The following is a 26,999-nucleotide window of genomic DNA, read 5'->3' as shown; positions in this document are numbered from 1 at the left end:
GGGCTCGGCCGGGTTGCCCGCATGGTCTGGGCGACCTGACGCAGCGCCTGTGGTGCGCTTTGGACGTGGCCTGTCGCGTGTGCCGAAACACGGAACCGCGCGACCAGCGACTTCAGGGTTTCCGCTTCCGTACTCAGCACCGTGCTCGCGGCGGTCGTCTCCTCCACCATCGCAGCATTCTGCTGGGTCACCTGGTCCATCTGGTTGACCGCCGAGTTGACCTCCTTGAGGCCGACGGCCTGTTCGCTCGCGGAAGCCGAGATCTGGCGGATCAATCCGTTGATCTGCATCACCTGCACTGCAATTTTCTGCAGCGTATCGCCAGCCTTGCCGACCAGTTCCACGCCGTCGCTGACCTGGCTGGTCGAGGCGTTGATGAGCGCCTTGATTTCTTTGGCGGCGTTTGCGGAACGCTGGGCGAGTTCGCGGACTTCCTGTGCGACGACAGCAAAACCCTTGCCGGCCTCGCCGGCGCGGGCAGCTTCCACGCCGGCATTGAGGGCGAGCAGGTTGGTTTGGAAGGCGATCTCGTCGATCACGCCGATGATGCGGGAGATTTCCTGCGAGGATCGGGCGATGCCCTGCATCGAGGCGACGGCCTTCTGCACCACTTCGCCCGACTTTTCCGCATCGTCACAGGCGAGGTTGACCGTACCGGCGGCCGAGCTGGCGTTCTCGGCGCTCGAGTTTACCTGCGCGGTGAGCTCATTGAGTGCGGCTGCGGTTTCCTCGAGGCTGGCAGCCTGCTGCTCGGTCCGGCGCGACAGGTCCTGAGCGCTGGTTGTGATCTCGCGGCTGCCATTGCCGATATTGTAGACGGTCGAACTCACCGTCGCGATCGTCTCCTCGAGACTTTCCAGCGCCTTGTTGAAGTCGACCTTCAGCTTGGCATAGTCGCCCGGGAAGTCGTCCTGGATGCGATAGCCGAGATTGCCGTTGGAGAGCTCCGCCAGACCATTGGCAAGCGAGGTGACGACGCGCTGTTGCTGCTGGGCATTCGCCTCCCGCTCGCCTTCGGAGCGGTGGCGCTCGTTTTCCGCCGCATGGCGCTGGGCTTCCGCTTCCGTTTCAAGCCGGCGGCCGTCCGCCAGCGTGTGGCGGAAGCCTTCGAGCGCTCCGGCCAGCGATCCGATCTCATCGGTGCGGTCCTGGCCCTCCACCGGCTGTTCGAAACGGCCCTTGCTTAAGGTATCGACGCTGCCGAGCAGCGCCCCCAGAGGCCGCCGCACGAAGACGGTGCTGCCGAAATAGAGGGTCGCGATGCAGGCCCCCATGATGACGATCCCGCCGAGCACCATCATCAGTGTCTGGTCCTGAACCGGCGCGGCAATCACGCTCTGCGGCACGTCCAGGACGATCGCCCAGGTGGCGTTGAGGTCCGGGACCGTGAACGGATAGACGACGCGTTCAAAGGGTTCCGCCGCATCGGCGGTCAGGTTGTCGAGCTGGACCGGCTGGTTCGACTTCAACGCGGCCAGCAGCTCGCTCGTTTTTTCGCCTTCGACCGGCTTCATCAGCTTGTCGGGATTGACAGGCACGATCCATTTACCGCCTTGCGACACCAGGAGAACCCGGCCTGAGCCGAACGGCCGCATCGCCTGGAGCTTCTTTGTCAGGGTCGCCATCGAGACGTCGAGACCGGCAACACCGAGGAGCTTGGAGCCGGACATGACGGGGTAGGCGACGGAGCTCATGGCGACAGCATCGCCCGTCGTGCTTTCGATATAGGGTTGGGTGAGCGAGCCTTTCTTCGAGGTCGCCGCGAGCGAATACCATTCCGCCTGGGTGTCGATGTCGAAGACGCTATAGGCGATATCGCCAGTGCGGCTCTTGGTCCAGTAAGGGGCAAGCTCCCCCTTCTTGTTGGCGCCCATCTCCTTGTTGCCGACGAGCTCCGCGTTCTTCCCGTCGAACACGCCCGGAACTTCGGCGAACCAGCTGCCATAGGCAAAAGCATTCTGCTCCAGGTTCGCCTTGAGAGCGTCGGTGACGCCCTTGCGGTCGAGATAACCCGCGGCATGACCACGGCCGATCACCCCCGCCATCGAGCGTGCCGCGCCGGCAAGCTGGCCCATGTCGACGGCGACTTCGTTGGCGATGGAACGCGCCTCGGCCTGCGCCTGCGCCATGGTCAGCGTCGACACGCGGTTGCGAGTTTGGGAAATCAGGAAGAAGTTGGAGAGAACCAGAACGCCGGCGATCACCAGGCTCGTTACCAGTATGAGCTTCGTGGAGAGCGACTTGACCTTGAGCGAAAACATCGATTGCCTCGGAGTGCGGACAGAGGTGGGGCTCCTTCATGGAGCTGCCGCGAGGCGGATCGAATCTCGTCCCCGCTGAGATATCCGCGACCCTAAAAGCGATATGTTAACGTTGGCTAAAATTGTAAATACGTTCTCTCGCGGCGTAGCAAGAGTAGCGGGGAATACCCGATCAAAGCAGCTTAGACCCTGGCATCGACCGCCTCGGCGGGCGGGATCGATGGCTGAGCGCCGCGGCTGAGGCAGGCGAGCGAACCGGCCACCGCGGCGCGGCGGAGCGCTTTCGCAAAATCGAGCCCCTGCTCGAGGCTGGCGGCCAGGTAACCGCAAAACGTGTCGCCGGCGCCGACCGTATCGACCGGTTCGATCTTTAATCCCTCGGCCGTCACGATCTCTCCGTTGCGGATCGCGACCACGCCGTCGCCGCCGAGCGTGACGACGTATGTCTGGCCGGTTTCGGAATGGAGTTTTTTCAACATCTCCTGGCGCGCCGCAGCGTTGGGGATCGGGCTTCCGGCCAGCAGTTCGAATTCCGTTTCATTGGCGACGACGATATCCGCGAGCCGGGCAAGCCGGGCCGCATCGCCGGTCAGCGGAGCCGTGTTGATCACCGTCAGCACGCTTTTAGCGCGTGCCGCCCTGAGCGCCGTCTCTACCGTCTCGGCCGCAATTTCGAGCTGCAGCATCAGGATGTCCCCTGTCTTCATGGCTTCGACCGCCGCCTCGGCCTGTGCCGCGCTCACCGTACCGTTGGCGCCGGCCACCACCGCGATCATGTTTTCGCCCGTGCCGCCCACCAGGATCAAGGCCGTGCCGGTTGGATCGGTTACGCGGGCGACCGCCGAGAGGTCGACTTTGGCGTCATCGAGAAGTGCCAGCGCCGGCGCAGCAAAGCCATCTTCCCCAACGGCTCCCGCCATATGCACAGTGCTTCCGGCACGGCGTGCGGCGAGCGCCTGATTGGCGCCCTTGCCACCGGCCGCCGTCGCAAAGCTCGATCCAGCCACCGTCTCGCCCGGCTGGGGCAGACGTTCGGTCGTGGCGATGAGGTCCATGTTGATGGAGCCGAGGACGGTGATCATGGTGGGCCTGCGTGCTTGATTAAAAGTCGCGCGACACTGCCCGAGAGGATCACTCCTCGTCAACCACCCGCAGTTTGAGAAGACCAGTACGGCTTTCGACCACCTTCGCTTGTGGCAGGTCGCGGACTGCCTCCGCCGGCGCCTCCAGTTCGAGAGCCTCGATCTTGGCGCCGCGGCGGTTGAGCTTGTCGGTGGAGGTGAGGATCTGTTCGACATCCTTCTGCGCCGCGAAGAAATGTGTCTGCAGTTTGCGGGTGCGGTCGTCGAGGCGGGAAAGATCCTCGATCAGCAGCGCCACTTCGCCCTGGATGAGATGCGCCTGCTCGCGCATCCGCTGGTCCTTCAGTACGGCCTGGATGACCTGGATGGACAGCATCAGGAGAGAGGGCGAGACAATGACGATGCGGGAACGTTGCGCCTTCTGCACAGCGCTCTCGAAATGCTCGTGGATTTCCGCGAAGATCGATTCCGACGGCACGAAAAGGAAAGCCATTTCCTGCGTTTCGCCCGGGATCAGGTACTTTTCCGAGACATCGCGGATGTGGACCTCGAGGTCGCGCTTGAAGGCCTGGGCGGCGGCCCTTCTGGCTTCGGGTGCCGCGGCCTCGCGAAATGCGTTCCAGGCTTCGAGTGGAAATTTGGCATCGATCACCAAAGGCGGAGCGCCGTTCGGCATCCTGATCGTGCAGTCCGGCCTGGTGCCGTTCGAAAGCGTGGTCTGGAAACCATAGGCGCCCATCGGCAATCCGTCGGCAATGATCGCTTCCATTCGGCCCTGGCCGAAGGCGCCGCGTGTCTGCTTGTTCGACAGGATCGCCTGCAGGCCGACGACGTCCTTTGCCAGCGTTTGAATATTGTTCTGGGCGGCGTCAATCACCGCCAGCCGTTCCTGCAGCCGCTGCAGGTTCTCGTGCGTCGATTTGGTCTGTTCGGTGATGCTAGCGCCGATCCGGTGCGTCATGCCGTCGAGCCGTTGGCTGACCGACTGGTTAAGTTCCGATTGCCGCGTCGAAAGCGTCTCCGCCATTGCCGACAGCCGTCCCTGCATCTCGCTCTGCGCTCTCAGAAGTTCGGAAAGCCGGGCTTCGCCTTCCATCACCCGCAAGGCCGCCTCTTCCTGACGCCGGAGCGATGCCCGGCGCGCCAGAAACAGCCATAACAGCAGCAATGCCGCTCCACACACCATCGCCGCGACGGCAGCACGCGGATCGTCGAAGAAACGGGAAAGGCTGGCAACAAGATTATCCATGGCGGGAAACTAACAGAATTTTGCCACTTGAAAAGATCAAAACGTGAACATTCCGCTTCCTCGGTCCGTAATTTCTATTCCTTCGGAAAAAAAGATGGGTTATGGGAAGCCATGACGATCAAGCCTCTGATTATTCTGCCTGACCCGATCCTGCGTCAGGTTTCCAAGCCGATAGAGCGTGTTGACGCCGAGCTTCTGAGGCTCGCCGACGACATGCTGGAGACCATGTATGACGCGCCGGGCATCGGCCTTGCTGCGATCCAGATCGGCGTGCCGCGCCGCCTGCTGGTCGTCGACATCGCGCGTGAGGGTGAGGAAAAGCAGCCGCAGGTCTTCATCAATCCGGAGATCGTCAGATCCTCCGACGAAATCGCGGTCTACGAAGAAGGCTGCCTGTCCATTCCGGAATATTACGCCGAGGTCGAGCGGCCCGCGACCGTCAGCGTCAAGCATCTGGGCCGCGACGGCAAGGAATATGTGGTAGAGGCCGATGGCCTGCTCGCCACCTGCCTGCAGCATGAGATCGATCACCTGAATGGCGTGCTTTTCATCGACCATATCTCCCGCCTGAAGCGCGAGATGGTGATCAAGAAATTCACCAAGGCTGCCAAGTCCAAGGCGGTCTGAACCGTCGCTCAGGCGATCCGAGTTAAGAAGGCGCGGTCTCTTGAGACGCGGAACGTCCATGTCTCTTCGCATCATCTTCATGGGAACGCCGGAATTTTCCGTACCGACGCTGCAGAGCCTGAAACATGCGGGCCATGAGATCGTCGCCGTTTATACCCAGCCGCCGCGCCCGGGCGGCCGCCGCGGGCTCGATCTGGTCAAGTCGCCGGTCCATCAGGCCGCCGAACTGCTGGGCATTCCCGTTTTTACGCCGGCCAATTTCAAGGATCCCGATGAGCGCGAGAAATTCCGCGCACTCAAGGCGGATGTTGCCGTCGTCGTCGCCTACGGCCTTCTTCTGCCGGAAGCGATCCTGACGGGCACACAGCTCGGTTGTTACAACGGCCACGCTTCGCTCCTGCCGCGCTGGCGCGGTGCCGCGCCGATCCAGCGGGCGATCATGGCGGGTGACAAGAAGACCGGCATGATGGTCATGCAGATGGAAAAGGGCCTCGATACCGGCCCCGTCGCGCTGACGAGGGAAGTCGAAATCGGCGAGAACATGACGGCGGGCGAGCTGCACGACAAGCTGATGCTGGTCGGAGCCCGTGCGATGGTCGAGGCGATGGGGAAACTCGAAGCCGACGACCTGCCGCTGACGCCGCAATCGTCGGAAGGCGCGCTTTATGCCGCCAAGATCGACAAGGGCGAGACGCACATCGATTTTTTGAAGACCGCACGTGATGTGCATAACCACATCCGCGGTCTGTCGCCGTTTCCGGGCGCATGGTTCGAGGCGGAGATCAACGGCAGGCCGGAGCGCGTAAAGGTTCTCCTCTCGGAAGTCGGCGAAGGGCAGGGTGAGCCCGGAACGGTTCTTGACGACGCACTGACCCTTGCCTGCGGCGCGGGTGCGGTGCGGCTCCTCAAGTTGCAGAAGGCCGGGGGCAAGCCCTTGGCCGCGGCGGAGTTTCTGCGCGGGACGCCGCTGGAGCCCGGCACGAGGCTTTCCTGATGCCGCGATTCCGCATGATCGTCGAATATGACGGCACGCCCTATGTCGGCTGGCAGAAGCAGAAGAACGGCCACTCGGTACAGTCGGCGCTTGAAAATGCCATTCTGTCTCTGACCAAGGAGACCGTGGTGGTCAAGGGCGCCGGCCGCACCGATTCCGGCGTGCATGCGCGCGGACAGGTGGTGCATGTCGATCTCACGCGGTCGTGGCAGCCACACCGGCTGCGCGACGCGCTGAATGCCTATCTCGGCATGGCCAGGGAGAAAGTCGCCATCGTCAGCGTGCAGGTTGTCGATGATACGTTCGACGCTCGCTTTTCGGCTGTCCGGCGATATTACCTCTACCGTATCATTTCACGGGCCGGCCCGCTGGCGCTGGATGCGAAGCGTGCCTGGTGGGTCACCAAGGATCTGGATCATGAAGTCATGCATGCTGCAGCCCAGACACTCGTCGGAAAGCACGATTTCACGACCTTTCGTTCGGTTCATTGTCAGGCGAAAAATCCCGTCCGCACGCTGGACATACTGGATGTCACGCGCAGCGGCGACCTGATCGAAATCCGCGCGACGGCACAGAGTTTCCTGCACAATCAGATACGGTCGCTCGCCGGCACGCTGAAACTGGCCGGTGAAGGCCGCATGACGCCGGCGGATGTCCGCGCAGCATTGGACGCCCGGGACCGCAAGGCCTGCGGGCCGGTGGCACCGCCGGAGGGGCTTTATTTCATGCGGGTCGATTATCCAGGCGACCCCGTAGAGCCCTGAAGCGCTGGCTTCGTCAGAGTGGGTAAATGCCGAGGAAACGCTGCAGCGCTTCGGTCAGCAGCATGCTCGGCACGATCAGCACCAGCACCAACGTTGTGATCATCAGCGGCTGCGGCCCGCAGATCATCCGCATCACCCGCGATATCGAAATGATCATCACGAGCAGCAGCGCGAAATGGACCAGCGCCAGGGCGGTATCGAGTCTCGACGGCAACAGGAAACGCAGGCTCAGCAGGCCGTAGAGATAGGCGAAGGGAACCGAGAGCCAGTTGACGGTGACGACGACCGCCGGAAACTTTCGGGCGATGCCGAGCAGTGAGCAGAGTATGCCGGCAAGGATCAGCGGCACCAGCCAGTTGAAGATTTCCAGCATTGCCATGCGAACGAAGAAAATCCCGCCGATCCGGGCGCCGGACGGCATGCCCTCAAGCAAATAGTCTCGCCACCACAGCCACGAGATGAACGCGCCCGGCAGGCACCAGACGAACGCCCAGAACGAGCGCATCATGCCGCGATCGGAAATGTCGAGCAGGCGGAAACCCTGCGCATCGCCGCGGATCAGCAGCCAGAGACCGCTCAGATAAAGTCTGACTTCAGCATAGGAGGGCAAGGCGGCCTCCTCGCAAAACGGCGAAATCACGCATCAGGTTAACGAAACCCCCATGATATTCTCCAGTTCGCGCGCAACAAACATGTCGGTCAGGAGCACAAGTCCCAGGGAGGCAATGCGGATCATCACCGGGCCACCCATGACTGTTCTTAGAACGCACCAGGCGAGGAAAAGCGCGGCGATCAGAATGGTTGCCGCCAGAATTATCGAAGCGTAACCGGCAAGCCCCATGGCGCCACCTTGCTGGGCAGATAGGAAAGCGATGGGCGAATAAACCGCATGGATCGCATAGGCGAGCGGGACGGCAAACCAGTTGCGCACCACGATCAGGATCGGCACGAGCGGCATGAAGCGCAGAATGAAGCCGAGGGCGATGAGCGCCGCGGCCGGCACGACCCACTGGGCCGCTTCGAGGACCAGCATCTTCAGGAAAAAGATGAAGGAATAGTCCTCGCGTTGAGGGAAATGACGAAGGTATTCCATCCGCTGAACGATCCAGCCGACAATCAATGCCGGCGCGCACCAGCCCGCCGCCCAGAACGAACGCAATACGCCCTGGTCCGAAATGTCGAACGGTCGCAGACCGCGCGCATCGCCCCTGATCAGCAGCCAGAGACCGCCGAGGTAGAGCCTGACTTCAAGATAGGAGGGCATTATCGAACCAGCGGGAGATGAAGGTCCCATAGATTTGGGTGAGCGTCTCCAGATCGGCAAGGGCTACGCGCTCATCGATCATATGCATGGTCTGCCCGACAAGGCCGAATTCGACGACCGGGCAATAATCCTTGATGAACCGGGCATCCGAGGTGCCGCCTGTCGTCGAAAGTTTCGGCACCTTGCCGGTCACGTTTTCGACGGCACCCGATAGCGAAGCGATCAGGGCATTGTTGCGGGTCAGGAACACGTGGCTCGGGCGTTCTGCCCAGGTGATGTCGTAGCGCGCCGGATCGCGCTCCGGGCGCAGCGGGCTACCAATCGCTGCTGCGTCGAGCCGCCTGACGATCTCGGCTTTGACCGTATCGGCGGTCCAGGTGTCGTTGAAGCGGATGTTGAAGGCGAACGCCGCCTTGGCCGGAATGACGTTGGTCGCCGGATTGCCCACATCGACGGAGGTCACTTCCAGATTGGAGGCCGGGAATTCCGCCGTGCCGCCGTCGAAGGGCGGATTCATCAGCACTGAGGCGAGCGGCAGTAGGCCGCGTACCGGATTGTCGGCAAGGTGCGGGTAGGCCGCATGGCCCTGGACGCCGAAGACGGTGACCTTGCCGGAGACCGAACCGCGCCGGCCGATCTTGATCATGTCGCCGAGCGCATCCGGATTGGTCGGCTCGCCGACGAGGCAGGCATCCCAGGTCTCGCCCCTCTCGGCCGCCCATTTCAGCAGCTTCTCGGTGCCGTTGACGGCCTGGCCTTCCTCGTCGCCGGTGATCAGGAAGGAGATCGAGCCTCTTGGCGCGCCATGCAGATCGATATGGCGGGCGACCGCTGCGACGAAACAGGCGATGCCACCCTTCATGTCCACCGCGCCGCGGCCGAACAGCTCGCCGCCGACGATCTCGGCGGCAAAAGGCGGCTTACTCCAAGACGTCTCGTCTCCCGGCGGCACTACGTCCGTGTGGCCGGCAAACATCAGATGCGGGGCGTCGGTGCCGAGCCGGGCATAGAGGTTCTCGATGTCCGGCATGCCGGGTTCCGTCGCCACCATCCGCTCGACCTTGAATCCGAGCGGAAGCAGCATCGCCTCGAGCGCCGCAAGCGCGCCGCCCTCGGCAGGGGTCACCGAGGGGCAGCGGATCAGCGTCTGGAGATTGGCGATGGGATCGGCAGCAGACATTTGATCGGATCAATCGCGCAGCAGTTCGTTGATAGCGGTCTTGGAGCGGGTCTGCTCGTCGACGCGCTTGACGATCACGGCACAATAAAGGCCCGGTCCCATGTCTCCGTTCGGGAACGGCTTGCCCGGCATCGTGCCGGCGACGACGACAGAGTAGGGCGGCACTTCGCCATAGCTGATCTCGCCGGTGGCACGATCGACGATCTTGGTCGACTTGCCGATGAACACGCCCATTCCGAGCACTGAGCCCTGGCGGACGATGCAGCCTTCGACGACTTCCGAACGGGCGCCGATGAAACAATTGTCCTCGATGATGGTCGGGCCGGCCTGCATCGGCTCCAGCACGCCGCCGATGCCGACGCCGCCGGAAAGATGCACATGCTTGCCGATCTGGGCGCAGGAGCCGACCGTCGCCCAGGTGTCGACCATCGTGCCTTCATCGACATAGGCGCCGAGGTTGACGAAGGATGGCATCAGGACGACGTTCTTGGCGATATGGGCCGAGCGCCGCACGACAGCGTTCGGCACGGCGCGGAAACCAGCAGCGCGGAACTGGTTTTCACCCCAGTTCTCGAATTTGGAAGGCACCTTGTCCCACCAGGTGGAGGCACCGGGGCCGTTCTTGACCACTTCCATGTCGTTGAGGCGGAAGGACAGCAGAACGGCCTTCTTCAGCCATTGGTGCACGGTCCAGGTTCCGTCTTCGCCGCGGCTTGCGACCCGCGCCTGACCGCTGTCGAGCAGGTTGAGCGCTTCCTCGACCGCATCGCGGATTTCCCCTTTGGTCGAAACCGTCACGCCGTCGCGGTTGTCGAAGGCGGTCTCGATGGTCTTTTCGAGGGAAGAGAAGTCGGAGCTGCTCATGGGAAATCCTTAAACGTCACTCTGTATCGTGATGGTGGGAGAGGTGGCCATTTGGTGTCTTTTGATCTAAGCGACCGCCACTCAAGCGTCAATGTGAATTGGCGTCAATGCATTTGACGCCGGAAGGATCATGCGAATGGCAAAGGCGAAGAAGGATGGCCCGCGACGCAAGGACGGGGCCTGGGATCCGCTGAAGGACAACAAGGCGGACAAAAACGATGCCGCAGTCCAGCCGAGGACGCCGCAGACGGAATCGCATTCCTATCGCCTCGCCTATGCGGATGACGAGTTTCTCAGCCGCGAGGAGCTTCGCCCCGTCCGTCTCCAGCTCGAGCTGATGAAGACGGAAATGGCGCTTGCCGAGCGCGGCATCAAATCGACCGTGGTGCTGTTCGGCGGCGCGCGCATCCCGGCGCCCGGCCAGAGCGCCTGGGCCGCCCGCAACGACACGCAGCGCCAGAACCTCGAAGCGGCCTCGGTTTATTACGAGGAGGCGCGCAAGTTCGCCGCCCTCTGCGGCAGGCATTCCGCGAGCTACAATCATCAGGAATATGTGGTGGTGACCGGCGGCGGGCCGGGCGTCATGGAGGCCGGCAACCGTGGTGCGGCTGATGCCGGCGCGCCGAGCATCGGCCTCAACATCATGCTGCCCCACGAGCAGGCCCCGAACCGCTACGTGACGCCGGAACTCAGCTTCAACTTCCACTATTTCGCCATCCGCAAGATGCATTTCATGATGCGGGCCAAGGCAGTCGTCGTTTTCCCCGGCGGGTTCGGCACGCTGGACGAAATGTTCGAGGCGCTGACCCTCATCCAGACCAAGCGCATGGAACGCATGCCGCTCATCCTGTTCAGCGAAGCCTTCTGGCGCGGCATCATCAATTTTGGCGCGCTGGCGGAATTCGGGACGATCGCTCCGGACGACCTCAACCTCATCAGTTTCGTGGAGACCGCGGAAGAGGCGTGGAAGATCATCTCGGATTTCTATGAGCATTGAAGGCTTGATTGAAAGTCGCGAAGTTCGCGACTAGATTGTCGCTAGAGGATGGTACCGATGAGCGATGAAGTCGTAGATCTGAATTTTCTGGCCAAGCTTGGGCAGCGGACAAATGACGAGGTTCGCGCCCTTCGCAAGGAGGTTTCTGAAATCAGGACCCTGGCGATCCAGACTTATGAATTTTCGAAGCGCCTGGAACGACGTCAGGCGGAAGTTCGGGATGATCTCGAGCTCTCTATCAAAATCGAACTTGGCGGGGCTTTGTCCCACATGCAGTCGACGATCGAGCAGTCGCTTGTCCGCATCGAGGACAAGGTGGAGGAGGTCGCGGACCGAGTGACCGCAGTCGAGCACAGACCTTCCTGATTGCGGGCTTTATCTGATCCGAAAAATAAAAGAACCCGCCCTTTGGGGAAAGGGCGGGTCCTTGGGACGACTGTCGGAACTAGTTCCAAGGGGGCGGAGAACTAGAGGGGGCGGTCCGGCAAGTCGTCGATGGAAATGGTTCCATCCTTGTTGGTGTCCATGCGGGCGAACAGCTTGTCGGATGCGGCAGAAGCTTCTGCCTTGGTGATCTTCCCATCCTTGTCTTCATCGACCATGCGGAACACGCCCTGGCCCATCATCTGGCGGCCATGCGGGCGTTCCCAGCGGGCGTCCTCGCGGCCCCAGCCATGGCGGCCCTGGTCGTCGCGGTTCCAGGCGGAATGATCGCGGTCGCGGCGATGGTCGTCGCGCCGATCTGCCATGTCGCGGTTGGACTGGTCGTCCTTTTTGTCCGCGGTGTTGGCGACTTCCGGCTGGTTGTTCTTGCGGAACTCTTCCATCTTCGCCTGGCGATAATCGAAAATTTCGCCGCGCGTCAGAGAGCCGTCCTTGTTGGCGTCGATTGCCGCAAAGAGCTTGTCCTGGAAGGCAGTCATCTCGTCCTTGGAGATTTTGCCATCCTTGTCGGCATCGGCGTTCTTCAGCAGGCGGACGAACATCACGTCCTGCATCATGGCGCGGCCGGGACCATTATGGCGGCCGGGACCATCACGCCCTGGGGCTGCAAAGGCCGGGATAGCTGCGCCGGCGATCAGCGCTGCTCCGAGGGTCGCCAGAACGATCTTTCTTGCGGTCATTGTGGTGGTCCTTCAGGTTGTTTCGATAGCCTGAAGATAGGGCCCGCAACCCGTCAAAACCACTTAAACATCCGTAATGTGGATGAACTTTCTGTAATGGCGATAAAACGTTAGCAGATGTTGAGGCCGGTGAGGAAACCCGTCAGATCGTCGGTCACATAGTCGATGTGATCGTCCTCATCGGTAAGCTTCTCCCAACGTTCCATCAGCACCGCATCCAGATTGCGCGGCACCAGAAGGACCGTGCGCATGCCGAGCGCTTTCGGCACCTGCAGATTGCGCGGCAGGTCCTCGAACATCGCAGCGCTTTTTGCATCGACCCGATGCAGGCTGGCGAACTTGTCGTAAGTCGCGCCTGCCGGTTTAGGCACGTAGTCGGCCGCGACGATGTCGAATATGTCGTCGAAATTATCGAGAATGCCGAGTGCTCGCGCCGCCGCCTCCGCATGTGGCACGCTGCCATTGGTGAAGATGAACTTGCGGCCGGGAAGGGCCTTGATCGCCTCGCCGAGTTCCGGATGCGGCAACAGCGCCGAATAGTCGATCGCGTGCGCCTGTTCGAGAAACCCGTCCGGATCGATGCCGTGGTTCAGCATCAGGCCCTGCAGCGTCGTGCCGTGTTCATGGTAATATTGCTTCTGCAGCGCTTTCGCTTCCGCCGGCTCCAGCTGCAGCAATTCCTGCACATAGGCCGTCATGTTCTTGTCGATCTGCGCGAACAGATTGATGTGATGCGGATAAAGCGTGTTGTCGAGATCGAACACCCAGTCGCGGACATGGGCGAAATCGGCGGGATCGGGCAAGGTCTGCGGCTTTTTTTCCATGGCGGCTTTATGCACCGGCACGGCGGCAAAGAAAACGAAAAAGACGTACGCTTTCGGCCAGAGCCGGCCTTGGCGATCTGCCGGAACGCGTGATACCGCCCGCATATGGAACTCTGGATCCCCATCACCATCGCCGCCGCCTTCCTGCAGAACCTGCGCTCTGCGCTGCAGAAGCATCTACAGGGGTCTCTTGGCACGCGCGGAGCGAGCTTCGTGCGCTTCGGCTACGGTTTTCCGATCGCAATCCTCTATGCCCTGTTCCTTCACCATGTCGCCGGTTACCCGTTCCCGACACTGAACTGGACCTTCGCCTTATGGGCGGTGATCGGCGGGCTGGCACAGATCTTTGCGACCATGATGCTGGTGCATCTCTTTTCGCTGCGGAATTTTGCGGTCGGAACGGCCTATTCCAAGACCGAGCCGGTGCAGGCTGCCATATTTGGCTTCATTCTGCTCGGCGAAAAGCTGACGCCGGGTTCGGTCGCCGCGATCATCGTCGGCGTGATCGGCGTGATGACGATTTCGATGGCGCGCATGCCGCTGTCCTGGCGCAACATGATAGTCGCCATGACCAGCCGCACTGCCTTGATCGGCATCGCGTCAGGCGCGGTCTTCGGTATTTCGGCCGTCTCCTACCGCAGCGCGTCGCTGTCGCTCGGCGGTCCCGGTCCGGTCATGGAGGCCGCGGTGACGCTCGCCTGTGTCACGACTTTCCAGACCGCCTTCATGCTGGTCTGGATGTTCTGGAAGGACAAGCGTGAGATCGTCCAGGTCGTTCTCTCGTGGCGTTCATCCTCTCTCGTCGGCCTGGCAGGCGTGGTCGGCTCGGCCGGCTGGTTCACCGCCATGACCCTGCAGCAGGTGGCCTATGTCCGCGCGCTCGGGCAGATCGAGCTCGTCTTCACCTTCATGGCGTCTTATTTCCTTTTCCATGAACGGGTGAACCGCATGGAGGTGTTTGGCTGCCTCTTGATCGTCGGCGGCATCCTCGGGTTGCTCTTTTCCTGATCGACGCCCGATTTGCGGCGGCATCCGTCACCGAAACCGGTTAGGGTATTCCGATCAATGGGAGGATCATTCATGCTGGAGAAAGACAAGGCAGCCGCGTTCGCGGCACTTCACCAGAAGGGCAACCCGGTCATCATCTACAACATCTGGGATGCAGGCACTGCCAAGGCGGTTGCGGATGCTGGGGCGAAGGCGCTCGGCACTGGAAGCTGGTCGGTCGCCGCAGCGCAAGGCTATGCCGATGGCGAAAACCTGCCGCTCGATGCATTGCTCGCCACGGCGAAATCGATCACCGCGGCCGTCGACCTGCCGTTGTCGGTGGATTTTGAGGGCGGTTATGCGGAGGATCCGGCCGAACTGGCGGCAAATGTCGCCAGGGTCATCGACGCGGGTGCGATCGGCATCAATTTCGAGGATCAGGTCATCGGCGGCAGCGGTATCTATCCCGTGGAGCAGCAGGCCGATCGCATCCGTGCCATCCGGACCTTGGCAGACACACGCGATATGCCATTCTTCATCAACGCCCGGACCGATCTTTTCCTTCAGGAAGGCGACCGGACGAAGCATGCAGCACTTCTCGATCAGGCGATCGAACGCGCCAGAGCCTATGCCGAGGCTGGGGCCAACGGTTTCTTTGCGCCGGGACTGGCCGATGAGGGGTTGATCGAGACGCTGTGCAAGGCCTCGCCACTTCCAGTCAACATCATGATGTTCAGTGGCGTTCCGTCGCCGAAACGCCTCGGCGAACTTGGTGTCGGTCGGGTCAGCTACGGGCCGGGTCCCTACCGGGCGATGATGGCGAAGCTGAAGGAAGACGCCGCGGCGGTTTTCACCGCCGCCGGCTGAGCATCGGAGGCATCGGCGATCAGGGAACGATCAGTGTGCCGGCGCCGTGTTCGGTGAAGATTTCGAGCAGGACCGAGTGGGCGGTCTTGCCGTTCAAGATGACGACGCCCTGCACGCCGGCCTTGATCGCCTCGATGCAGGTCTCGACCTTCGGGATCATGCCGCCGGAGATCGTGCCGTCCTTGATGAGGGCCTGGGCCTGGGCGACCGTCAGTTCCTTGATCAGCTGCTTGTCCTTGTCGAGGACACCCGGTACGTCGGTGAGGAACAGCAGTCGGGTGGCGCTGAGCGCGCCGGCGATGGCGCCTGCGAACGTGTCGGCATTGATGTTGTAGGTGGCGCCGTCGCGGCCCGGAGCAACCGGGGCGATGACCGGGATCATTTCCGACTTGGCGAGCAGGTCAAGCAACGTGCGGTCAACTTCCACCACCTCGCCGACGAAGCCGAGGTCGAGAACCCGCTCGATATTGCTGTCCGGATCGATGACGGTCTTCTTGGCCTTTTCGGCGAAGACCATGTTACCGTCCTTGCCGCAAAGGCCGATCGCCCATTCGCCGGTCTGGTTGATCAGCGCGACGATTTCCTTGTTGATCGAGCCGGCGAGAACCATTTCGACGATCTCGACCGTCTTCTGGTCGGTGACGCGCAGGCCGGCTTCGAACTTGGATTCGATGCCCATCTTCGTCAGCATCGCACCGATCTGCGGACCCCCGCCATGCACGACGATCGGATTGACGCCGGACTGCTTGAGAAGCGCGATATCCGCCGCGAAAGCCTTGCCGAGCTCCGTGTCACCCATGGCATGGCCGCCGTATTTCACGACGATCGTCTTGTTTTCGTAACGCTGCATATAGGGCAGCGCCTGTGCCAGAAGCTTTGCCTGAAGTTCGCTTTCGGAAGCCGTCATGGGATACCCCTGAATATTGAGTGGGGCCTTTTAGCGCATGTTTTTGACAGAGGAAATAATAAGTCCGGAGATTATCGCGCAATCGACGGAGCCGCGCAGGCCAAACAGAGCGCCGCGCGCCAGCACGAACGCCGATCAGGGGCATGGTGGTCAAGCGGATTGCGGGCGCTACGGAAAATATAAATCAATAAAAACAAAGGTTTGATGTTAATTTTCCGGCTTTCTCATCGCCGCTGAAACTCTTCTTCTCCGGCTTCCGTCTCTTGTGATGTCTCCGCCGATGTCGGGACGCCAGGCCTTGGGAGGCGCGCATCCGCGCCGGGGCAACAAGATTCGTTGAGAGGAAGCCATCATGTTGAAGACCGCACTCCGCACGCTCGCCATCGCGACCGTTCTGTCCGCCGCCACAGTCACCGCCTTCGCCGCCAATCCCAAAGTCGGCGGCGCGGCGATGTATGAAGGCAAGAACATCGTCGAAAACGCCGTGAACTCCAAGGACCACACGACGCTCGTCGCTGCCGTCAAGGCTGCCGGTCTGGTCGAGACGCTCCAGGGCAAGGGCCCGTTCACGGTCTTTGCGCCCACCAACGAAGCCTTCGCCGCTCTGCCGAAGGGCACGGTCGAAACACTGCTGAAGCCGGAGAACAAAGCTCAGCTTACCAAGGTGCTGACCTGCCACGTGGTTGCGGCGGACGCCATGTCCACGGCCATCGAAAAGATGATCAAGGACGACAAGGGCACCCATGACGTCAAGACCGTCGGTGGCTGCATTCTGAAGGCCAAGGAAAACATGGGCAAGATCACGCTCACCGACGAGATGGGCGGCGTGGCCCATGTGACGATCGCCGACGTCAAGCAGTCGAACGGCGTCATCCATGTGGTCGACAAGGTCCTGCTCCCGAAAATGTAAAAGCCGGTCACGCGTTTGAGGCTCTTACGTCAAGATCCGGCTGCCTCTTCTCGGGGTGGCCGGATCTGCCGTTTCAAGAACAGCGTCAGACCGGGCGGCCGACGGTTTCGGCAATCGCCTGGCGCAGTTCGTCTATCCCCTTGCCCTTTTCGGAGGAGGTGGAGAGCACGAACGGGAAGGCGGCGGGATGCTTGCGGATCTTTTCCTGCGTCTCGGCCAGCAGCTTCACCACGGCTGGTTCCTTGATCTTGTCCGTCTTGGTCAGCACGATCTGGTAGGAGACGGCGGCCTTGTCGAGGAGGTCCAGGACTTCGTCGTCGTTCTTTTTGATGCCGTGGCGGCTGTCGATCAGCACATAGACGCGCTTTAGCGTCGCGCGGCCGCGCAGATAGTCGAAGACGAGCCTGGTCCAGGCATCGACGGTTTCCTTCGGAGCCTTGGCATAACCATAGCCCGGCATATCGACCAGTGCCATCGGCGGCAGGTCGGTACCTGCGCCCGAATAGCCATCCGGCACGAAATAGTTGAGCTCCTGGGTCCGGCCGGGCGTATTGGAAGTGCGCGCCAAAGCCTTCTGGCCGACGAGCGCATTGATCAGCGACGACTTGCCGACGTTCGAGCGGCCGGCAAAGGCGACTTCCAGCGGGCCTTCCGGGGGCAGGAATTTCATCGAGGGTACGCCGCGGATGAAGATCCAGGGGCGGCCGAATAGCGGTTTGTCGTCCGTGCTCATGTCTGCGGGCATCGGTTCTGGTCGTCCTGTTTTGTCGAAGGGCACGGCTTCAAGGTTTTGGCCGGCAATGTCAAGCTTTCGGGCTTTTCAGCCCTTTCCCTAAAAGAAAAACCCCGGACGAGCCGGGGTTCTCATTCGTTTATCGGCAGGCGCTATTTTGTCGGCGCCGGTTTTCGTCGGAAGAGGCCCTTCAGATTGTCGAACAGCTCCACCTTCGCACCATGGCGCTTCATGATGATTGCCTGCTGCGTTACCGACAGAGTGTTGTTCCAGGCCCAGTAGATGACGAGGCCCGCAGGGAAGGACGACAGCATGAAGGTGAACACCAGCGGCATCCAGGTGAAGATCATCGCCTGTGTCGGATCCGGCGGCGTCGGGTTCATGCGCATCTGCAGGAACATGGTAACGCCCATGACTAGCGGCCATACGCCGATCATCAAGGCATGCGGCACGTCGTAGGGCAGCAGGCCGAAGAGATTGAAAAGCGAGGTCGGGTCGGGGGCGGACAGGTCCTGAATCCACCCGAAGAACGGCGCGTGCCGCATTTCGATGGTGACATAGATGACCTTGTAGAGCGAAAAGAAGATCGGAATCTGCAGGATGACCGGCCAGCAGCCGGCGATCGGATTGATCTTTTCTTCCTTGTAAAGCGCCATCGTCGCCTGTTGCAGGGCCATTCGGTCGTCGCCGAACTTGGCTTTCAGCTCTTCCATCTTCGGCTGCATGCGCTTCATGTTGGCCATCGAAGCGTATTGCTTGCTGGCCAGCGGGAAGAACAGCGTCTTGACGACGATGGTGGTGAGCAGGATCGCCACGCCGAAATTGCCCACGTGACGGAAGAAGAAGTCCATCAGCTGGAACATCGGCTTGGTGATGAAGTAGAACCATCCCCAGTCTATCAGGCGGTTGAACTGCGGAACGCCGAATTCCGTCTCGTAGCGCGAGACCAGCGGCACTTCCTTGGCGCCGGCGAAGACGAGGTTCTTGATCTCGGTCGACTGGCCCGGCTGAACCGTCAGGTCATCGCCCTTGTAGTCAGCCTGGTAGCTCGCCTGACCGCCGGTGAAATGCGAGAAGCGCGCCACATAAGGCAGCGTCTGCGGCGGCACGATGGTGGCAGCCCAGTACTTGTCGGTGATCCCGAGCCAGCCGGTCTTGGCCTTCTCGTTGGTGTACTGCTCTTTTTCGATATTGGCGTAGGTATGCTCGTTGAGGCTGCCGCTCTCGCCCATTACGCCGATGAAGCCTTCGTGGATAACCCAGACGGCAGGCGTGGCCGGCTTGTTGTTGCGGATGACGCGGCCATAAGGCGTCAGCGTCACCGGGGCAGCGGTCTTGTTGTCGATCTTGTCGGCAACAGTCAGCATGTAATGGTCGTCGACCGAGACGGTGCGCGTGAAGGTGACGCCCTTCTCGTTGGTGAAGGTCAGCGTCACCGGCGTCTGCTGGGTCAGCTTGCCGCCGCTTGCGAGCGTCCACTGCGTGCCGGTACCGGGAGCGGTGCCGATCGTTTCATTCGGGATGTAGCCGACTTCAGTGAAATAGCCATCCGTCGTGTCGGATGGCGAGAACAGCGTAATGATCGGGCTCTTTTCGTCGACGGTCTCGCGATATTCACGCAGCTTGAGGTCGTCGAAGCGGGCGCCGGTCAGGTTGATGGAGCCGATCAGAGCAGGCGTCTCGATCTGGACGCGTTGCGACCGGGCCAGCGCCTGATCGCGGGAGAGTGCGGCAGTTGCCGGGTTCGCACCAGGCAGGTTCCCCAGTACGCCGGAACCACTCTGAGCGCCGGGGCTTTCCGGCGAAACAGGCTGGGCGCTCTCGCCCTGAAGCGCACGGCTGGCTTCTTCGGCGCGCCGCTGGGCTTCCATCCTCGGGTTCATATAGAGGAACTGCCAGGCAAGAACGATCAGCACCGAGAGCGCGATCGCGATGAAGTAATTGCGGTTCTTTTCCATCATGCTTTCCTGGAACGGGTCTCCTCGGACCGCTTTGGTCTCGGCTTGCTTTCGATACGCTCGATAAGCTGAGCCGTCATATCCGCAAAGGGGGCCTTAAGCACCTCCCGCCGCGCGACAATCACATAGTCGTGTCCGTTCTTCATTGCAAATCCGGCAGATTGCCTCACCACCTCGCGGAGGCGGCGGCGCATGCGGTTGCGTTCGACCGCGTTGCCATGTTTCTTGGTAACGGTGAAACCGACGCGCGGCGCTTCGTCCGGCTGGTTCCGATCAAGGACTTCCAGAAGGAAGTTCCGGCCTCGGCGAGCTTCGCCTTCCCGGACAGCAAGGAACTGCGGCCGGCTTTTAAGCCGCCCGACAGTTTTCTCGTTCTTTGTCTCAGTCGTCATCGCCCGGTCGTCTCGGGCATCTCAGGCCTTAGGCCGAGAGACGCTTGCGGCCACGGGCGCGACGTGCGGAGAGAACCAGACGACCACCTTTGGTGGCCATACGGGTGCGGAATCCGTGGCGGCGCTTGCGAACAAGCTTGGACGGTTGATAGGTACGCTTCATTTATTTTAATACCGCGGTGTGCGGCCCTTCTTGGAGTTTGCCGTCATCACGACGGCAAGAGCGCTTCGGAAAAACGATCTGCGCAGGCGGCCGCATGCGTGCAAGCCCGCCGGAGCTGAACGTGGGCGGCTTATAAGAGGACTCCGCCGGAAAAGTCAATCGCTGCCGGGCTCTTTTGCTCGTAAGCCGAGAGCCGGTTGATCTTCTATCAAAGCGCCCCGCTGCGACATTGCAGTGCGGCTGCACTAATATTTCCCCCATGAATTGAGGGGTAAGAAATAGAAGATGTGAGGCATCTTCCCTATCAAACGTCAAATCTCTCAACCGCCGAGCGCGGCAGGAAAAATCATGCCCGCCAAGGCTGCGCAGATACCTTTTTCTCTAAGCGTTTCTTTAATTTCTAAAGGCTAATTTTAGCATTGAATGGAAGAGAAGCTGGTCACGAACCAGCCCTTCCTCACACGATAAGTCGCGTTGGAAGGGAAAGAAATGAAAATTCGAGGGAAAATCAACCTCCTCGTCGGTCTGATGAGCCTCGTGGCCTGCTTTATTGGCGGCATGGCGTTGTTTGCCATGGCGGAATATCGCCAGATGATGGTTCAATATGAACTGGCCGCGGACCGCGCCCACAAGGGTGAGCACCTGAACCGGCTCGTCACGGCCGTCGTGATGGATTCCCGAGGCGTCTACATGTCGAAGGACATCAAGGAGGGCGGAAAATTCGGCGATGGCATCCTCGGTTACCTGGATGAAATGGGCAAGCTTCTCAAGGATTGGGACAAGATCGTCCCTACCGATGAACGTGCCGCATTCGACAAATTGCTCGCCCGTTCCAAGGAGTTCACCGGTTTTCGGACCGAGACGGCCCGCCTTGGCCGGGAGGTGAGCCCGGCTGCCGCCAACGAGCAGGGCAATAACGACGCCAACCGAAACAACCGCAAAGCCTATCAGGTCGAGATCGATGCGATTGTCGCTACCGACAAAGCCGTTCTCGCCGCCGTCAATGAAGAGCTCAACGACTTCACGCAGACCCTTTTCATACTCGTCTCCGCGGTTACCCTGGCAGGCGTAGCCGCCGGTGCCGGTTTCGGCCTTTACCTGGGCCGCCGCCAGCTCAGCCATCCGATCACCGATCTGACCCGGTCCATGAAACACATCGCTGCCGGCGAATTCGATACGGTCGTCGGCGGTGCGGATCGCGCCGACGAGATTGGCGATATGGCCGCCGCGATCGAGATCTTCCGCAAGAACGGCATCGAGGTCGCGCGCATGAATGCGTCCGAAGCGACCATGCGCGGCAAGAGCGACGATCTGCAGACCCGCATGGCGGCCGTCGTCGCGGCCGCCGCGGAGGGCGATTTCACCCGCCGTATCGACAAGCAATGGGGCGAGGAGAGCCTCGACCGTTTCGCCCGTGACGTCGACATGCTCGTCGAGAGCGTCGATGCCGGGGTGTCCGAAACCCGGCGCGTCGTAAAAAGCCTTGCCGACGGCGACCTCACCGACAGCATGCGGGGCACTTTCAAGGGTGCGTTTGCCGAGCTGCAGCACAATGTCAACGGCACCATGGATACGTTGCGTGGCACGATGCGCAATGTCCGCACCGCCACCGGCTCCATCAACGGGAGCGCCGCCGAGCTCAGCCGGGCGACCAACGATCTGTCTCGCCGTACCGAACAGCAGGCCGCCGCGCTGGAGGAAACTTCAGCCGCGCTCGCGGAGATCACCGCCGTCGTCAAGAGTTCGACCGAGCGGGCGCACGAGGCAACCGTCATGGTCGGCGAGGCCAAGCAGAGCGCGGTCCAGTCGGGCGAGGTGGTGCGCAGCGCCGTCGATGCTATGGGTCGGATCGAGCAGGCCTCCCGCGAGATCGCGCAGATCACCAACGTCATCGACGAGATCGCCTTCCAGACCAATCTTCTGGCTCTGAACGCCGGCGTCGAGGCGGCCCGTGCAGGCGAAGCCGGCAAGGGTTTTGCCGTCGTCGCGCAGGAAGTCCGCGAACTCGCCCAGCGCTCGGCAAGTGCCGCAAAGGACATCAAGGCGCTGATCAGCAAATCCGGCGAGGAAGTTGCCGGAGGCGTGATGCTGGTCCAAAAGACCGGCGAGGCGCTGTCGGAAATCGAAACCCGCGTTTTGAGCATCAATGACCATATCCACTCGATCGCCGTCGCCTCCCGCGAGCAGGCGACGGGGCTCGGCGAGGTCAGTACGGCCGTCAACCAGATGGACCAGGTGACCCAGCAGAATGCCGCCATGGTCGAGGAGACGTCGGCCGCGACCCAGACCCTCTCCTCCGAGGCCGATAGCCTGTTTGCGCTGGTCTCCAATTTCGACATCGGCCAGGAGAGCGAGCGCGTCGCCGAACCGGTCAGGGCCCCGCGGCCCGCGGCGGCTGCCGTTCATCGGCCGCGCGTCTCACCGGTGAAAGCGATGACTGGCGCACTCTCCCGCGCTTTCGGCGGAACGGCTACCGCAACGGCAGCCGTTGCCGGGGATTGGGAAGAATTCTGATCCAGTTTCGCATATCGATCGAATAAGGAAGCGGAGATGGGCAACCCTCTCCGCTTTCTCTTTTGCACTGCGGCAAAGGGACTGGTAAAAAACCGCTGAAGCTCTAGAATGGCTGATCATCCCTGTGCCCGCTTCGATCCGGCGGGTCCAGTATTTCGGAAATGGAGATCCGCATGGACGACGAGGTTCATACCTCGGGGCGCTCGGGGTCCTCGCCGGAAGGCGCAGGCCCGGAAACCATGCCGCGTCTTTTCCGCGGCCTTTCCGGCAGGCTTTTATGGCTCACCGTCATTTTCGTGATGATGGCCGAAGTGCTGATCTTCATCCCCTCCGTCGCGACCATGCGGATGAACTGGCTGCGTGATCGTCTGGATACCGCCGCCGCCGCCGGCATCGTCATCGACGGATTGCAGCCCGCTGAACTCCCCCGCGCCGTGCAGGACGATACGCTGCTTGCCACCGGCACCAAGGTGATCGCGCTGCGCAAGGACGGCACCTCGCGGCTGCTGGCTGCCACGGACACGCAGCCCCAGATCGATCAGGTGTTCGATCTCGCCAACACCCCGTTGGTCTCGGCAATGTGCGATGCAGTCGACACGCTCGTCTTCGGCGGTCGCCGGGTCATGCGCGTCTATGGTCCGATCGGCGACAGCGACATGATCATCGAACTGGTCATGACCGATGACGCCCTGCGCAAGGACATGCTGAAATATTCGAAGACAATGTTTCTGCTGTCGCTATTGATCTCCCTGATCACCGCGGTGCTGATTTTCCTTGCCATCAACCGCATGATGATCATGCCGATCCGGCGGCTCACCCATAGCATGCAGCTTTTCTCGGAGCAGCCGGACGATCCCGCCCGCGTCTTTAGCGCCGATCGCTCCCGGGGCGAACTTGCCGTCGCAGGCCGTCACCTCACTGCCATGCAGGCGCAATTGCAGCGCATCCTGAAACAGCAGAAGAACCTCGCGGATCTTGGCCTTGCCGTGTCCAAGATCAACCATGATATGCGCAACATCCTGGCATCGGCGCAGCTGATGTCGGATCGCCTGACCGACGTCGATGATCCGATGGTGAGGAGTTTTGCACCGAAACTGCTGCGCACTATAGACCGGGCTGTAGGTTATACGAGCGAAGTCCTGGCCTATGGGCAGGCCTCCGAAGCAGCACCCCGCCGCCGCCGCATCCGCTTTGCTGCGTTGGCCCAGGAAGTGCGCGACATGCTGGCGATCGATCCGGAGATAGGCATCGAATTCCTGGACCAGATCGCCGCTGATCTGGAAGTGGATTGCGATAGCGAGCAGATTTTCCGCGTCATCCATAATCTTTGCCGTAACGCTGTCCAGGCGCTGGTGAATTTCGATCCGCAGGATGCGTCCATGGTTCGCCGGGTAACGGTCTCCGCGCACCGGGTGGGCAGCGTCGTCAGCATTACCATTGACGACACGGGCCCCGGCATGCCCCGAAAGGCCCGCGAAAACCTGTTTTCCGCGTTCCGCGGCTCGGCGCGGTCGGGCGGCACCGGGCTTGGCCTGGTGATCGCCCGCGAGCTTGTTCTCGCCCACGGCGGCACCATCGCGCTTGTGGAGAAACCCGGCCCCGGCACGCAGTTCAGGATAGAAATTCCCGATCGTCCGGTGTCGCTGGAGGACTACCGGGCTCGGGCCTGATGCAAATAAATGTTGCTTCTCAACGGTTTGAGCGAGAAGTGACAGCAAAATGACGTTGCCCGCGGTAAAATCGCTTGCAATCGGAATGCGGACGTTTTAGAGGATCGCCACGCAAGCGGTCACGCACTGCTTGCAGACGCACCCGTAGCTCAGCTGGATAGAGCACCAGACTACGAATCTGGGGGTCGGGCGTTCGAATCGCTCCGGGTGCGCCATATTTTTCCGCTAGACGATGCTACAGGCGTCCCTTCATGGTCTAGCGGTCAAGGATAATCTTCCCCAAAGTATTGAACCGGCGACCATGTTTCGCGGCTTTCGATCGCAGTCATGCAATGCCTCAAGTGGCCGAGCTGATCCTGCCGAGTGCCTGGCGCAGCCTCGGTGTCGCGAAATCCAAGAAGCTGCGCATCTTGAGCGGCATCTGGCCGCGCGCGGCGTGGATGAGATGGATGGGGGCCGGCTCCGGCTCGAATGATTCCAGGATGATCCGGAGCGCTCCGGCTTTGATCGCGTCTTCCACCTGGTAATGGAGCAGCCGCGTCACCCCGACATTACGCATCGCGGCTTCCGCGGCGGCCTCGGCAGTCGAGACCGAAAGGCGGGGTGCAGCGATCATCTCAGCGGTCGTGCTTGATCCCGTCGATAACATGTGCCGAATCGGCGATGGGATTGGCCCTTCGAACGTCACCCACGGCATCCGTCGAAGGTCCTCGGGTGTCTGCGGAATGCCATCGACCGCCAGCAGGGCCGGGCTGGCGCAGGTGACCATCCGCATCGATCCGATCCGCGTCGCGACCATCGCGCTGTCCGGCAGCTGCCCGATCCGGACGGCCATATCGACATGGTCGTCGACAAGATGAACGTTGCGATCGGCGAGCAGCAGGCGGATGTTGATCTCGGGGAACAGTGCCAGGAAGTCGATGACGATGGGCAGCACATGCAGCCGGCCGAACATAACCGGCGCCGTGACGACCAGTTCACCCTTCGGTGCAGTGAACTCGCCGGCTGCCTCGCGTTCGGCATCCTCAACCTGTTCGAGAATACGCCTCGCGGCGGTCACATAGGTGGCGCCTGCGTCGGTCAGGGTTAGTTTGCGGGTCGTGCGGATCAGCAGGCGCGCACCAAGCGATGCCTCAAGCTCGGAGATCTTCCGGCTGAGCGTCGGCACGGGAACCCGGAGCGCCCGGCCCGCGGCAGACAGGCTACCCTTGTCCACTACCTCCAGCAGCATTGACATGGCTTCGAAGCGATCCATCCACTTTTCCATTTTTTGGTAAGATGAGTTCCAATCTTACTCTATTCTGCAGATTTGTGAAAAGAGGCATTGTCTCAGGCAACCCGCCGATCGCGGCTCCCGACCTGAAGGAGGTCCATCATGTCCTATGGCTTTCTGGATATCGCTATAACGCCCAGCGTCCGGGCCGCACAGAAAACGATGGGTGTCGACCACATCTGGCAGAACTTCAACGGCGATCGCGACTTCGATCGACTGACGGAAAACGAAGCGGCCTTTATCGCTGCCCGCGACAGCTTCTATATGGCGTCGGTTTCGGAAACCGGCTGGCCCTATGTCCAGCATCGGGGCGGTCCGAGCGGTTTCCTGAAGGTGGTCGATGACCGCACATTGGCTTTTGCCGATTACCGCGGCAATCGCCAGTACATCAGCACCGGCAATGTGGCAGCGAACGACCGGGTCAGCCTCTTCCTGATGGACTACGCGCATCGCGCCCGGCTGAAGATCTACGCACATGTCGAAGAGGTGGCGCTCGACGCGGATCCTGAACTGACTATGCTGGTCACCGACCCGAATTACCGCGCCAAGATCGAGCGCATCTTCCGGCTGCGGCTCGAGAGCTTCGACTGGAACTGTCCGCAACACATCACGCCTCGCTTCACCGAGGGAGAAGTCAACGAAGTGGTTCGTCCCTTGAGGGAACGTCTTGCTCAGCTCGAATCCGAAAATGCCGAGCTGCGGGCTCGCCTTGCCACCCCTGGAGATACGCAATGAGCGATCAACGTCCTCCACTGCCGCCGTTCACACTGGAAACGGCTGTCGAAAAAGTCCGGCTTGCGGAAGACGGCTGGAACAGCCGCGACCCGGCCCGCGTGGCGCTCGCCTATACCGTCGATAGCTTTTGGCGCAACCGCGCCGAATTCGTCCAGGGGCGTGAAGCGATCGTCGGTTTCCTCACGCGCAAATGGCAACGAGAGCTGGACTACCGGCTCATCAAGGAGCTGTGGAGCTTCGGCGAGAACCGCATAGCCGTGCGCTTCGCCTACGAGTGGCACGACGATAGCGGAAACTGGTTTCGCTCCTACGGCAACGAGAACTGGGAGTTTGACGAAAACGGTCTGATGCGCCGGCGCTTCGCCTCCATCAACGACACACCCATCCGCGAGAGCGACCGCCGCTACCATTGGCCCCTCGGCCGGCGGCCGGACGAGCACCCCAGCCTCAGCGATCTGGGCTTTTGACCCTCGAATGATCGCTTCCCTCGGCTGTGGCAGTTCTACGTGTGTCGCGCCTGCCGGCTCACACGATGGAGAGCACTGGCCGACGCGTATGCGGTCAATTTCCCCCAAGTTATAGAACGCTGAGCACGAGGCTCTATTGATCCGCGCCCCAGGTCGTGTCACGTGCTGCCATATGATGTTTTCCTGAAGAATA

The 26,999-nt window shown here is 61.4% G+C and carries 27 protein-coding genes and 1 tRNA gene; 13 read left to right on the top strand and 15 right to left on the bottom strand.

Annotation, left to right across the window (positions count from 1 at the left end):
• From MOV63_RS14530 to MOV63_RS14520, 3 genes are all read right to left on the bottom strand, one after another.
• Positions 1-2,261, bottom strand: a 2,261-nt coding sequence (locus MOV63_RS14530) for a methyl-accepting chemotaxis protein (protein WP_247034426.1), incomplete at its 3' end; no start/stop codon positions are given.
• Positions 2,262-2,443: 182 nt separating this feature from the next.
• Positions 2,444-3,343: a ribokinase gene (locus tag MOV63_RS14525; RefSeq protein WP_247034425.1), complete on the bottom strand. Its 900-nt coding sequence runs from the start codon at positions 3,341-3,343 to the stop codon at positions 2,444-2,446.
• Positions 3,344-3,392: 49 nt separating this feature from the next.
• Complete coding sequence (locus MOV63_RS14520; protein ID WP_247034424.1) at positions 3,393-4,592, bottom strand: DNA recombination protein RmuC; 1,200 nt, start codon at positions 4,590-4,592, stop codon at positions 3,393-3,395.
• Between the two features lie 111 nt (positions 4,593-4,703).
• Between MOV63_RS14520 and def the strand changes: the two genes are divergently transcribed.
• Genes def through truA form a run of 3 tightly spaced genes read left to right on the top strand, consistent with a single transcriptional unit; the run spans position 4,704 to position 6,977 of the window.
• Entirely contained in the window at positions 4,704-5,219 is a 516-nt protein-coding gene (gene def, locus MOV63_RS14515; protein WP_247034423.1) for a peptide deformylase, read from the top strand.
• A gap of 58 nt (positions 5,220-5,277) precedes the next feature.
• Entirely contained in the window at positions 5,278-6,213 is a 936-nt protein-coding gene (gene fmt, locus MOV63_RS14510; protein ID WP_247034421.1) for a methionyl-tRNA formyltransferase, read from the top strand.
• On the top strand, positions 6,213-6,977 hold the full coding sequence (truA, locus tag MOV63_RS14505) for a tRNA pseudouridine(38-40) synthase TruA (RefSeq protein WP_247034419.1): 765 nt from the start codon (positions 6,213-6,215) through the stop codon (positions 6,975-6,977). Before fmt ends, truA begins: the two co-directional genes overlap by 1 nt.
• A gap of 13 nt (positions 6,978-6,990) precedes the next feature.
• Here the strand turns inward: truA and MOV63_RS14500 are convergent, their stop codons facing one another.
• From MOV63_RS14500 to dapD, 4 genes are read right to left on the bottom strand one after another with little or no spacing between them, the layout of a single operon-like run.
• A complete protein-coding gene (locus MOV63_RS14500; RefSeq protein WP_247034417.1) occupies positions 6,991-7,587 on the bottom strand; it encodes a hypothetical protein in 597 nt (198 codons plus the stop codon).
• Positions 7,588-7,620: 33 nt separating this feature from the next.
• Positions 7,621-8,241: a hypothetical protein gene (locus MOV63_RS14495; RefSeq protein WP_247034415.1), complete on the bottom strand. Its 621-nt coding sequence runs from the start codon at positions 8,239-8,241 to the stop codon at positions 7,621-7,623.
• Positions 8,225-9,421, bottom strand: coding sequence for a succinyl-diaminopimelate desuccinylase (gene dapE, locus MOV63_RS14490; protein ID WP_247034413.1), 1,197 nt, complete (start codon positions 9,419-9,421; stop codon positions 8,225-8,227). Before dapE ends, MOV63_RS14495 begins: the two co-directional genes overlap by 17 nt.
• A 9-nt stretch (positions 9,422-9,430) precedes the next feature.
• Positions 9,431-10,285 (bottom strand): 2,3,4,5-tetrahydropyridine-2,6-dicarboxylate N-succinyltransferase, encoded by an 855-nt coding sequence (dapD, locus tag MOV63_RS14485; RefSeq protein ID WP_247034412.1) that lies wholly within the window; start codon positions 10,283-10,285, stop codon positions 9,431-9,433.
• 136 nt (positions 10,286-10,421) lie between these two features.
• Here dapD and MOV63_RS14480 point away from each other — a divergent pair, with 136 nt between their 5' ends.
• Both MOV63_RS14480 and MOV63_RS14475 read left to right on the top strand, forming a co-directional pair.
• Positions 10,422-11,282: an LOG family protein gene (locus tag MOV63_RS14480; protein ID WP_038539257.1), complete on the top strand. Its 861-nt coding sequence runs from the start codon at positions 10,422-10,424 to the stop codon at positions 11,280-11,282.
• A gap of 57 nt (positions 11,283-11,339) precedes the next feature.
• A complete protein-coding gene (locus MOV63_RS14475; RefSeq protein ID WP_038539260.1) occupies positions 11,340-11,648 on the top strand; it encodes a hypothetical protein in 309 nt (102 codons plus the stop codon).
• A 101-nt stretch (positions 11,649-11,749) separates the two neighbouring features.
• Here MOV63_RS14475 and MOV63_RS14470 read toward each other — a convergent pair whose 3' ends face one another.
• Together MOV63_RS14470 and MOV63_RS14465 are read right to left on the bottom strand one after the other, a co-directional pair.
• Complete coding sequence (locus MOV63_RS14470) at positions 11,750-12,406, bottom strand: calcium-binding protein (protein ID WP_247034411.1); 657 nt, start codon at positions 12,404-12,406, stop codon at positions 11,750-11,752.
• A 110-nt stretch (positions 12,407-12,516) separates the two neighbouring features.
• Complete coding sequence (locus MOV63_RS14465) at positions 12,517-13,230, bottom strand: pyrimidine 5'-nucleotidase (protein WP_247034410.1); 714 nt, start codon at positions 13,228-13,230, stop codon at positions 12,517-12,519.
• A 105-nt stretch (positions 13,231-13,335) separates the two neighbouring features.
• Between MOV63_RS14465 and MOV63_RS14460 the strand changes: the two genes are divergently transcribed.
• Both MOV63_RS14460 and MOV63_RS14455 read left to right on the top strand, forming a co-directional pair.
• On the top strand, positions 13,336-14,238 hold the full coding sequence (locus tag MOV63_RS14460; protein WP_247034409.1) for a DMT family transporter: 903 nt from the start codon (positions 13,336-13,338) through the stop codon (positions 14,236-14,238).
• 72 nt (positions 14,239-14,310) lie between these two features.
• A complete protein-coding gene (locus MOV63_RS14455; protein ID WP_247034408.1) occupies positions 14,311-15,084 on the top strand; it encodes an isocitrate lyase/phosphoenolpyruvate mutase family protein in 774 nt (257 codons plus the stop codon).
• A 19-nt stretch (positions 15,085-15,103) separates the two neighbouring features.
• On the opposite strand, the gene argB is transcribed toward MOV63_RS14455, so the two are convergent.
• Positions 15,104-15,991: an acetylglutamate kinase gene (gene argB, locus MOV63_RS14450; RefSeq protein WP_038539277.1), complete on the bottom strand. Its 888-nt coding sequence runs from the start codon at positions 15,989-15,991 to the stop codon at positions 15,104-15,106.
• Positions 15,992-16,343: 352 nt separating this feature from the next.
• On the opposite strand from argB, the gene MOV63_RS14445 reads away from it, so the two are divergent.
• Positions 16,344-16,901 carry a fasciclin domain-containing protein gene (locus tag MOV63_RS14445; protein ID WP_247034407.1) on the top strand — a complete coding sequence of 186 codons (558 nt, stop codon included), beginning with the start codon at positions 16,344-16,346 and terminating at the stop codon, positions 16,899-16,901.
• Positions 16,902-16,986: 85 nt separating this feature from the next.
• Here the strand turns inward: MOV63_RS14445 and yihA are convergent, their stop codons facing one another.
• The 4 genes from yihA to rpmH all read right to left on the bottom strand — a co-directional run bounded on the left by yihA (position 16,987) and on the right by rpmH (position 20,147).
• Entirely contained in the window at positions 16,987-17,634 is a 648-nt protein-coding gene (yihA, locus tag MOV63_RS14440; RefSeq protein ID WP_038539284.1) for a ribosome biogenesis GTP-binding protein YihA/YsxC, read from the bottom strand.
• A gap of 152 nt (positions 17,635-17,786) precedes the next feature.
• A complete protein-coding gene (yidC, locus tag MOV63_RS14435; protein WP_247034406.1) occupies positions 17,787-19,592 on the bottom strand; it encodes a membrane protein insertase YidC in 1,806 nt (601 codons plus the stop codon).
• Complete coding sequence (rnpA, locus tag MOV63_RS14430; protein ID WP_038539293.1) at positions 19,592-19,984, bottom strand: ribonuclease P protein component; 393 nt, start codon at positions 19,982-19,984, stop codon at positions 19,592-19,594. The genes yidC and rnpA overlap by 1 nt, the downstream gene beginning before the upstream one ends.
• A gap of 28 nt (positions 19,985-20,012) precedes the next feature.
• Positions 20,013-20,147 carry a 50S ribosomal protein L34 gene (gene rpmH / locus MOV63_RS14425; RefSeq protein ID WP_080719113.1) on the bottom strand — a complete coding sequence of 45 codons (135 nt, stop codon included), beginning with the start codon at positions 20,145-20,147 and terminating at the stop codon, positions 20,013-20,015.
• A 489-nt stretch (positions 20,148-20,636) separates the two neighbouring features.
• Between rpmH and MOV63_RS14420 the strand changes: the two genes are divergently transcribed.
• The 3 genes from MOV63_RS14420 to MOV63_RS14410 all read left to right on the top strand — a co-directional run bounded on the left by MOV63_RS14420 (position 20,637) and on the right by MOV63_RS14410 (position 24,546).
• On the top strand, positions 20,637-22,661 hold the full coding sequence (locus MOV63_RS14420) for a methyl-accepting chemotaxis protein (RefSeq protein ID WP_247034404.1): 2,025 nt from the start codon (positions 20,637-20,639) through the stop codon (positions 22,659-22,661).
• 239 nt (positions 22,662-22,900) lie between these two features.
• Positions 22,901-24,331, top strand: coding sequence for a HAMP domain-containing sensor histidine kinase (locus MOV63_RS14415; RefSeq protein ID WP_247034430.1), 1,431 nt, complete (start codon positions 22,901-22,903; stop codon positions 24,329-24,331).
• 138 nt (positions 24,332-24,469) lie between these two features.
• Positions 24,470-24,546 (top strand) — tRNA-Arg (locus MOV63_RS14410).
• Positions 24,547-24,668: 122 nt separating this feature from the next.
• Here MOV63_RS14410 and MOV63_RS14405 read toward each other — a convergent pair.
• Positions 24,669-25,586, bottom strand: coding sequence for a LysR family transcriptional regulator (locus MOV63_RS14405; protein ID WP_247034402.1), 918 nt, complete (start codon positions 25,584-25,586; stop codon positions 24,669-24,671).
• A gap of 120 nt (positions 25,587-25,706) precedes the next feature.
• Here MOV63_RS14405 and MOV63_RS14400 point away from each other — a divergent pair, with 120 nt between their 5' ends.
• Together MOV63_RS14400 and MOV63_RS14395 are read left to right on the top strand one after the other, a co-directional pair.
• Positions 25,707-26,339, top strand: coding sequence for a pyridoxamine 5'-phosphate oxidase family protein (locus tag MOV63_RS14400; protein ID WP_247034401.1), 633 nt, complete (start codon positions 25,707-25,709; stop codon positions 26,337-26,339).
• Entirely contained in the window at positions 26,336-26,806 is a 471-nt protein-coding gene (locus MOV63_RS14395) for a nuclear transport factor 2 family protein (protein ID WP_038539310.1), read from the top strand. Before MOV63_RS14400 ends, MOV63_RS14395 begins: the two co-directional genes overlap by 4 nt.
• Positions 26,807-26,999 lie beyond the last annotated feature (193 nt).

It is taken from the genome of Neorhizobium sp. SHOUNA12A, assembly GCF_023006505.1.
Lineage (GTDB): Bacteria > Pseudomonadota > Alphaproteobacteria > Rhizobiales > Rhizobiaceae > Neorhizobium.
The sequence above is the reverse complement of the archived record's forward strand: the minus strand, read 5'-3'. Positions and strand labels throughout refer to the sequence as shown.

Bases quoted from the DNA above. Each gene is read 5' to 3' on its own strand.
- dapD (WP_247034412.1), bottom strand. From the start codon at position 10,285: ATGAGCAGCTCCGACTTCTCTTCCCTCGAAAAGACCATCGAGACCGCC.
- MOV63_RS14400 (WP_247034401.1), top strand. From the start codon at position 25,707: ATGTCCTATGGCTTTCTGGATATCGCTATAACGCCCAGCGTCCGGGCC.
- MOV63_RS14395 (WP_038539310.1), top strand. From the start codon at position 26,336: ATGAGCGATCAACGTCCTCCACTGCCGCCGTTCACACTGGAAACGGCT.
- dapE (WP_247034413.1), bottom strand. From the start codon at position 9,421: ATGTCTGCTGCCGATCCCATCGCCAATCTCCAGACGCTGATCCGCTGC.
- MOV63_RS14495 (WP_247034415.1), bottom strand. From the start codon at position 8,241: ATGCCCTCCTATCTTGAAGTCAGGCTCTACCTCGGCGGTCTCTGGCTG.
- rpmH (WP_080719113.1), bottom strand. From the start codon at position 20,147: ATGAAGCGTACCTATCAACCGTCCAAGCTTGTTCGCAAGCGCCGCCAC.
- MOV63_RS14445 (WP_247034407.1), top strand. From the start codon at position 16,344: ATGTTGAAGACCGCACTCCGCACGCTCGCCATCGCGACCGTTCTGTCC.
- MOV63_RS14455 (WP_247034408.1), top strand. From the start codon at position 14,311: ATGCTGGAGAAAGACAAGGCAGCCGCGTTCGCGGCACTTCACCAGAAG.
- MOV63_RS14405 (WP_247034402.1), bottom strand. From the start codon at position 25,586: ATGGATCGCTTCGAAGCCATGTCAATGCTGCTGGAGGTAGTGGACAAG.
- yihA (WP_038539284.1), bottom strand. From the start codon at position 17,634: ATGAGCACGGACGACAAACCGCTATTCGGCCGCCCCTGGATCTTCATC.
- argB (WP_038539277.1), bottom strand. From the start codon at position 15,991: ATGACGGCTTCCGAAAGCGAACTTCAGGCAAAGCTTCTGGCACAGGCG.
- def (WP_247034423.1), top strand. From the start codon at position 4,704: ATGACGATCAAGCCTCTGATTATTCTGCCTGACCCGATCCTGCGTCAG.
- MOV63_RS14525 (WP_247034425.1), bottom strand. From the start codon at position 3,343: ATGATCACCGTCCTCGGCTCCATCAACATGGACCTCATCGCCACGACC.
- MOV63_RS14415 (WP_247034430.1), top strand. From the start codon at position 22,901: ATGCCGCGTCTTTTCCGCGGCCTTTCCGGCAGGCTTTTATGGCTCACC.
- MOV63_RS14460 (WP_247034409.1), top strand. From the start codon at position 13,336: ATGGAACTCTGGATCCCCATCACCATCGCCGCCGCCTTCCTGCAGAAC.
- MOV63_RS14475 (WP_038539260.1), top strand. From the start codon at position 11,340: ATGAGCGATGAAGTCGTAGATCTGAATTTTCTGGCCAAGCTTGGGCAG.
- MOV63_RS14420 (WP_247034404.1), top strand. From the start codon at position 20,637: ATGAAAATTCGAGGGAAAATCAACCTCCTCGTCGGTCTGATGAGCCTC.
- rnpA (WP_038539293.1), bottom strand. From the start codon at position 19,984: ATGACGACTGAGACAAAGAACGAGAAAACTGTCGGGCGGCTTAAAAGC.
- yidC (WP_247034406.1), bottom strand. From the start codon at position 19,592: ATGGAAAAGAACCGCAATTACTTCATCGCGATCGCGCTCTCGGTGCTG.
- MOV63_RS14480 (WP_038539257.1), top strand. From the start codon at position 10,422: ATGGCAAAGGCGAAGAAGGATGGCCCGCGACGCAAGGACGGGGCCTGG.
- MOV63_RS14470 (WP_247034411.1), bottom strand. From the start codon at position 12,406: ATGACCGCAAGAAAGATCGTTCTGGCGACCCTCGGAGCAGCGCTGATC.
- MOV63_RS14520 (WP_247034424.1), bottom strand. From the start codon at position 4,592: ATGGATAATCTTGTTGCCAGCCTTTCCCGTTTCTTCGACGATCCGCGT.
- MOV63_RS14465 (WP_247034410.1), bottom strand. From the start codon at position 13,230: ATGGAAAAAAAGCCGCAGACCTTGCCCGATCCCGCCGATTTCGCCCAT.
- fmt (WP_247034421.1), top strand. From the start codon at position 5,278: ATGTCTCTTCGCATCATCTTCATGGGAACGCCGGAATTTTCCGTACCG.
- truA (WP_247034419.1), top strand. From the start codon at position 6,213: ATGCCGCGATTCCGCATGATCGTCGAATATGACGGCACGCCCTATGTC.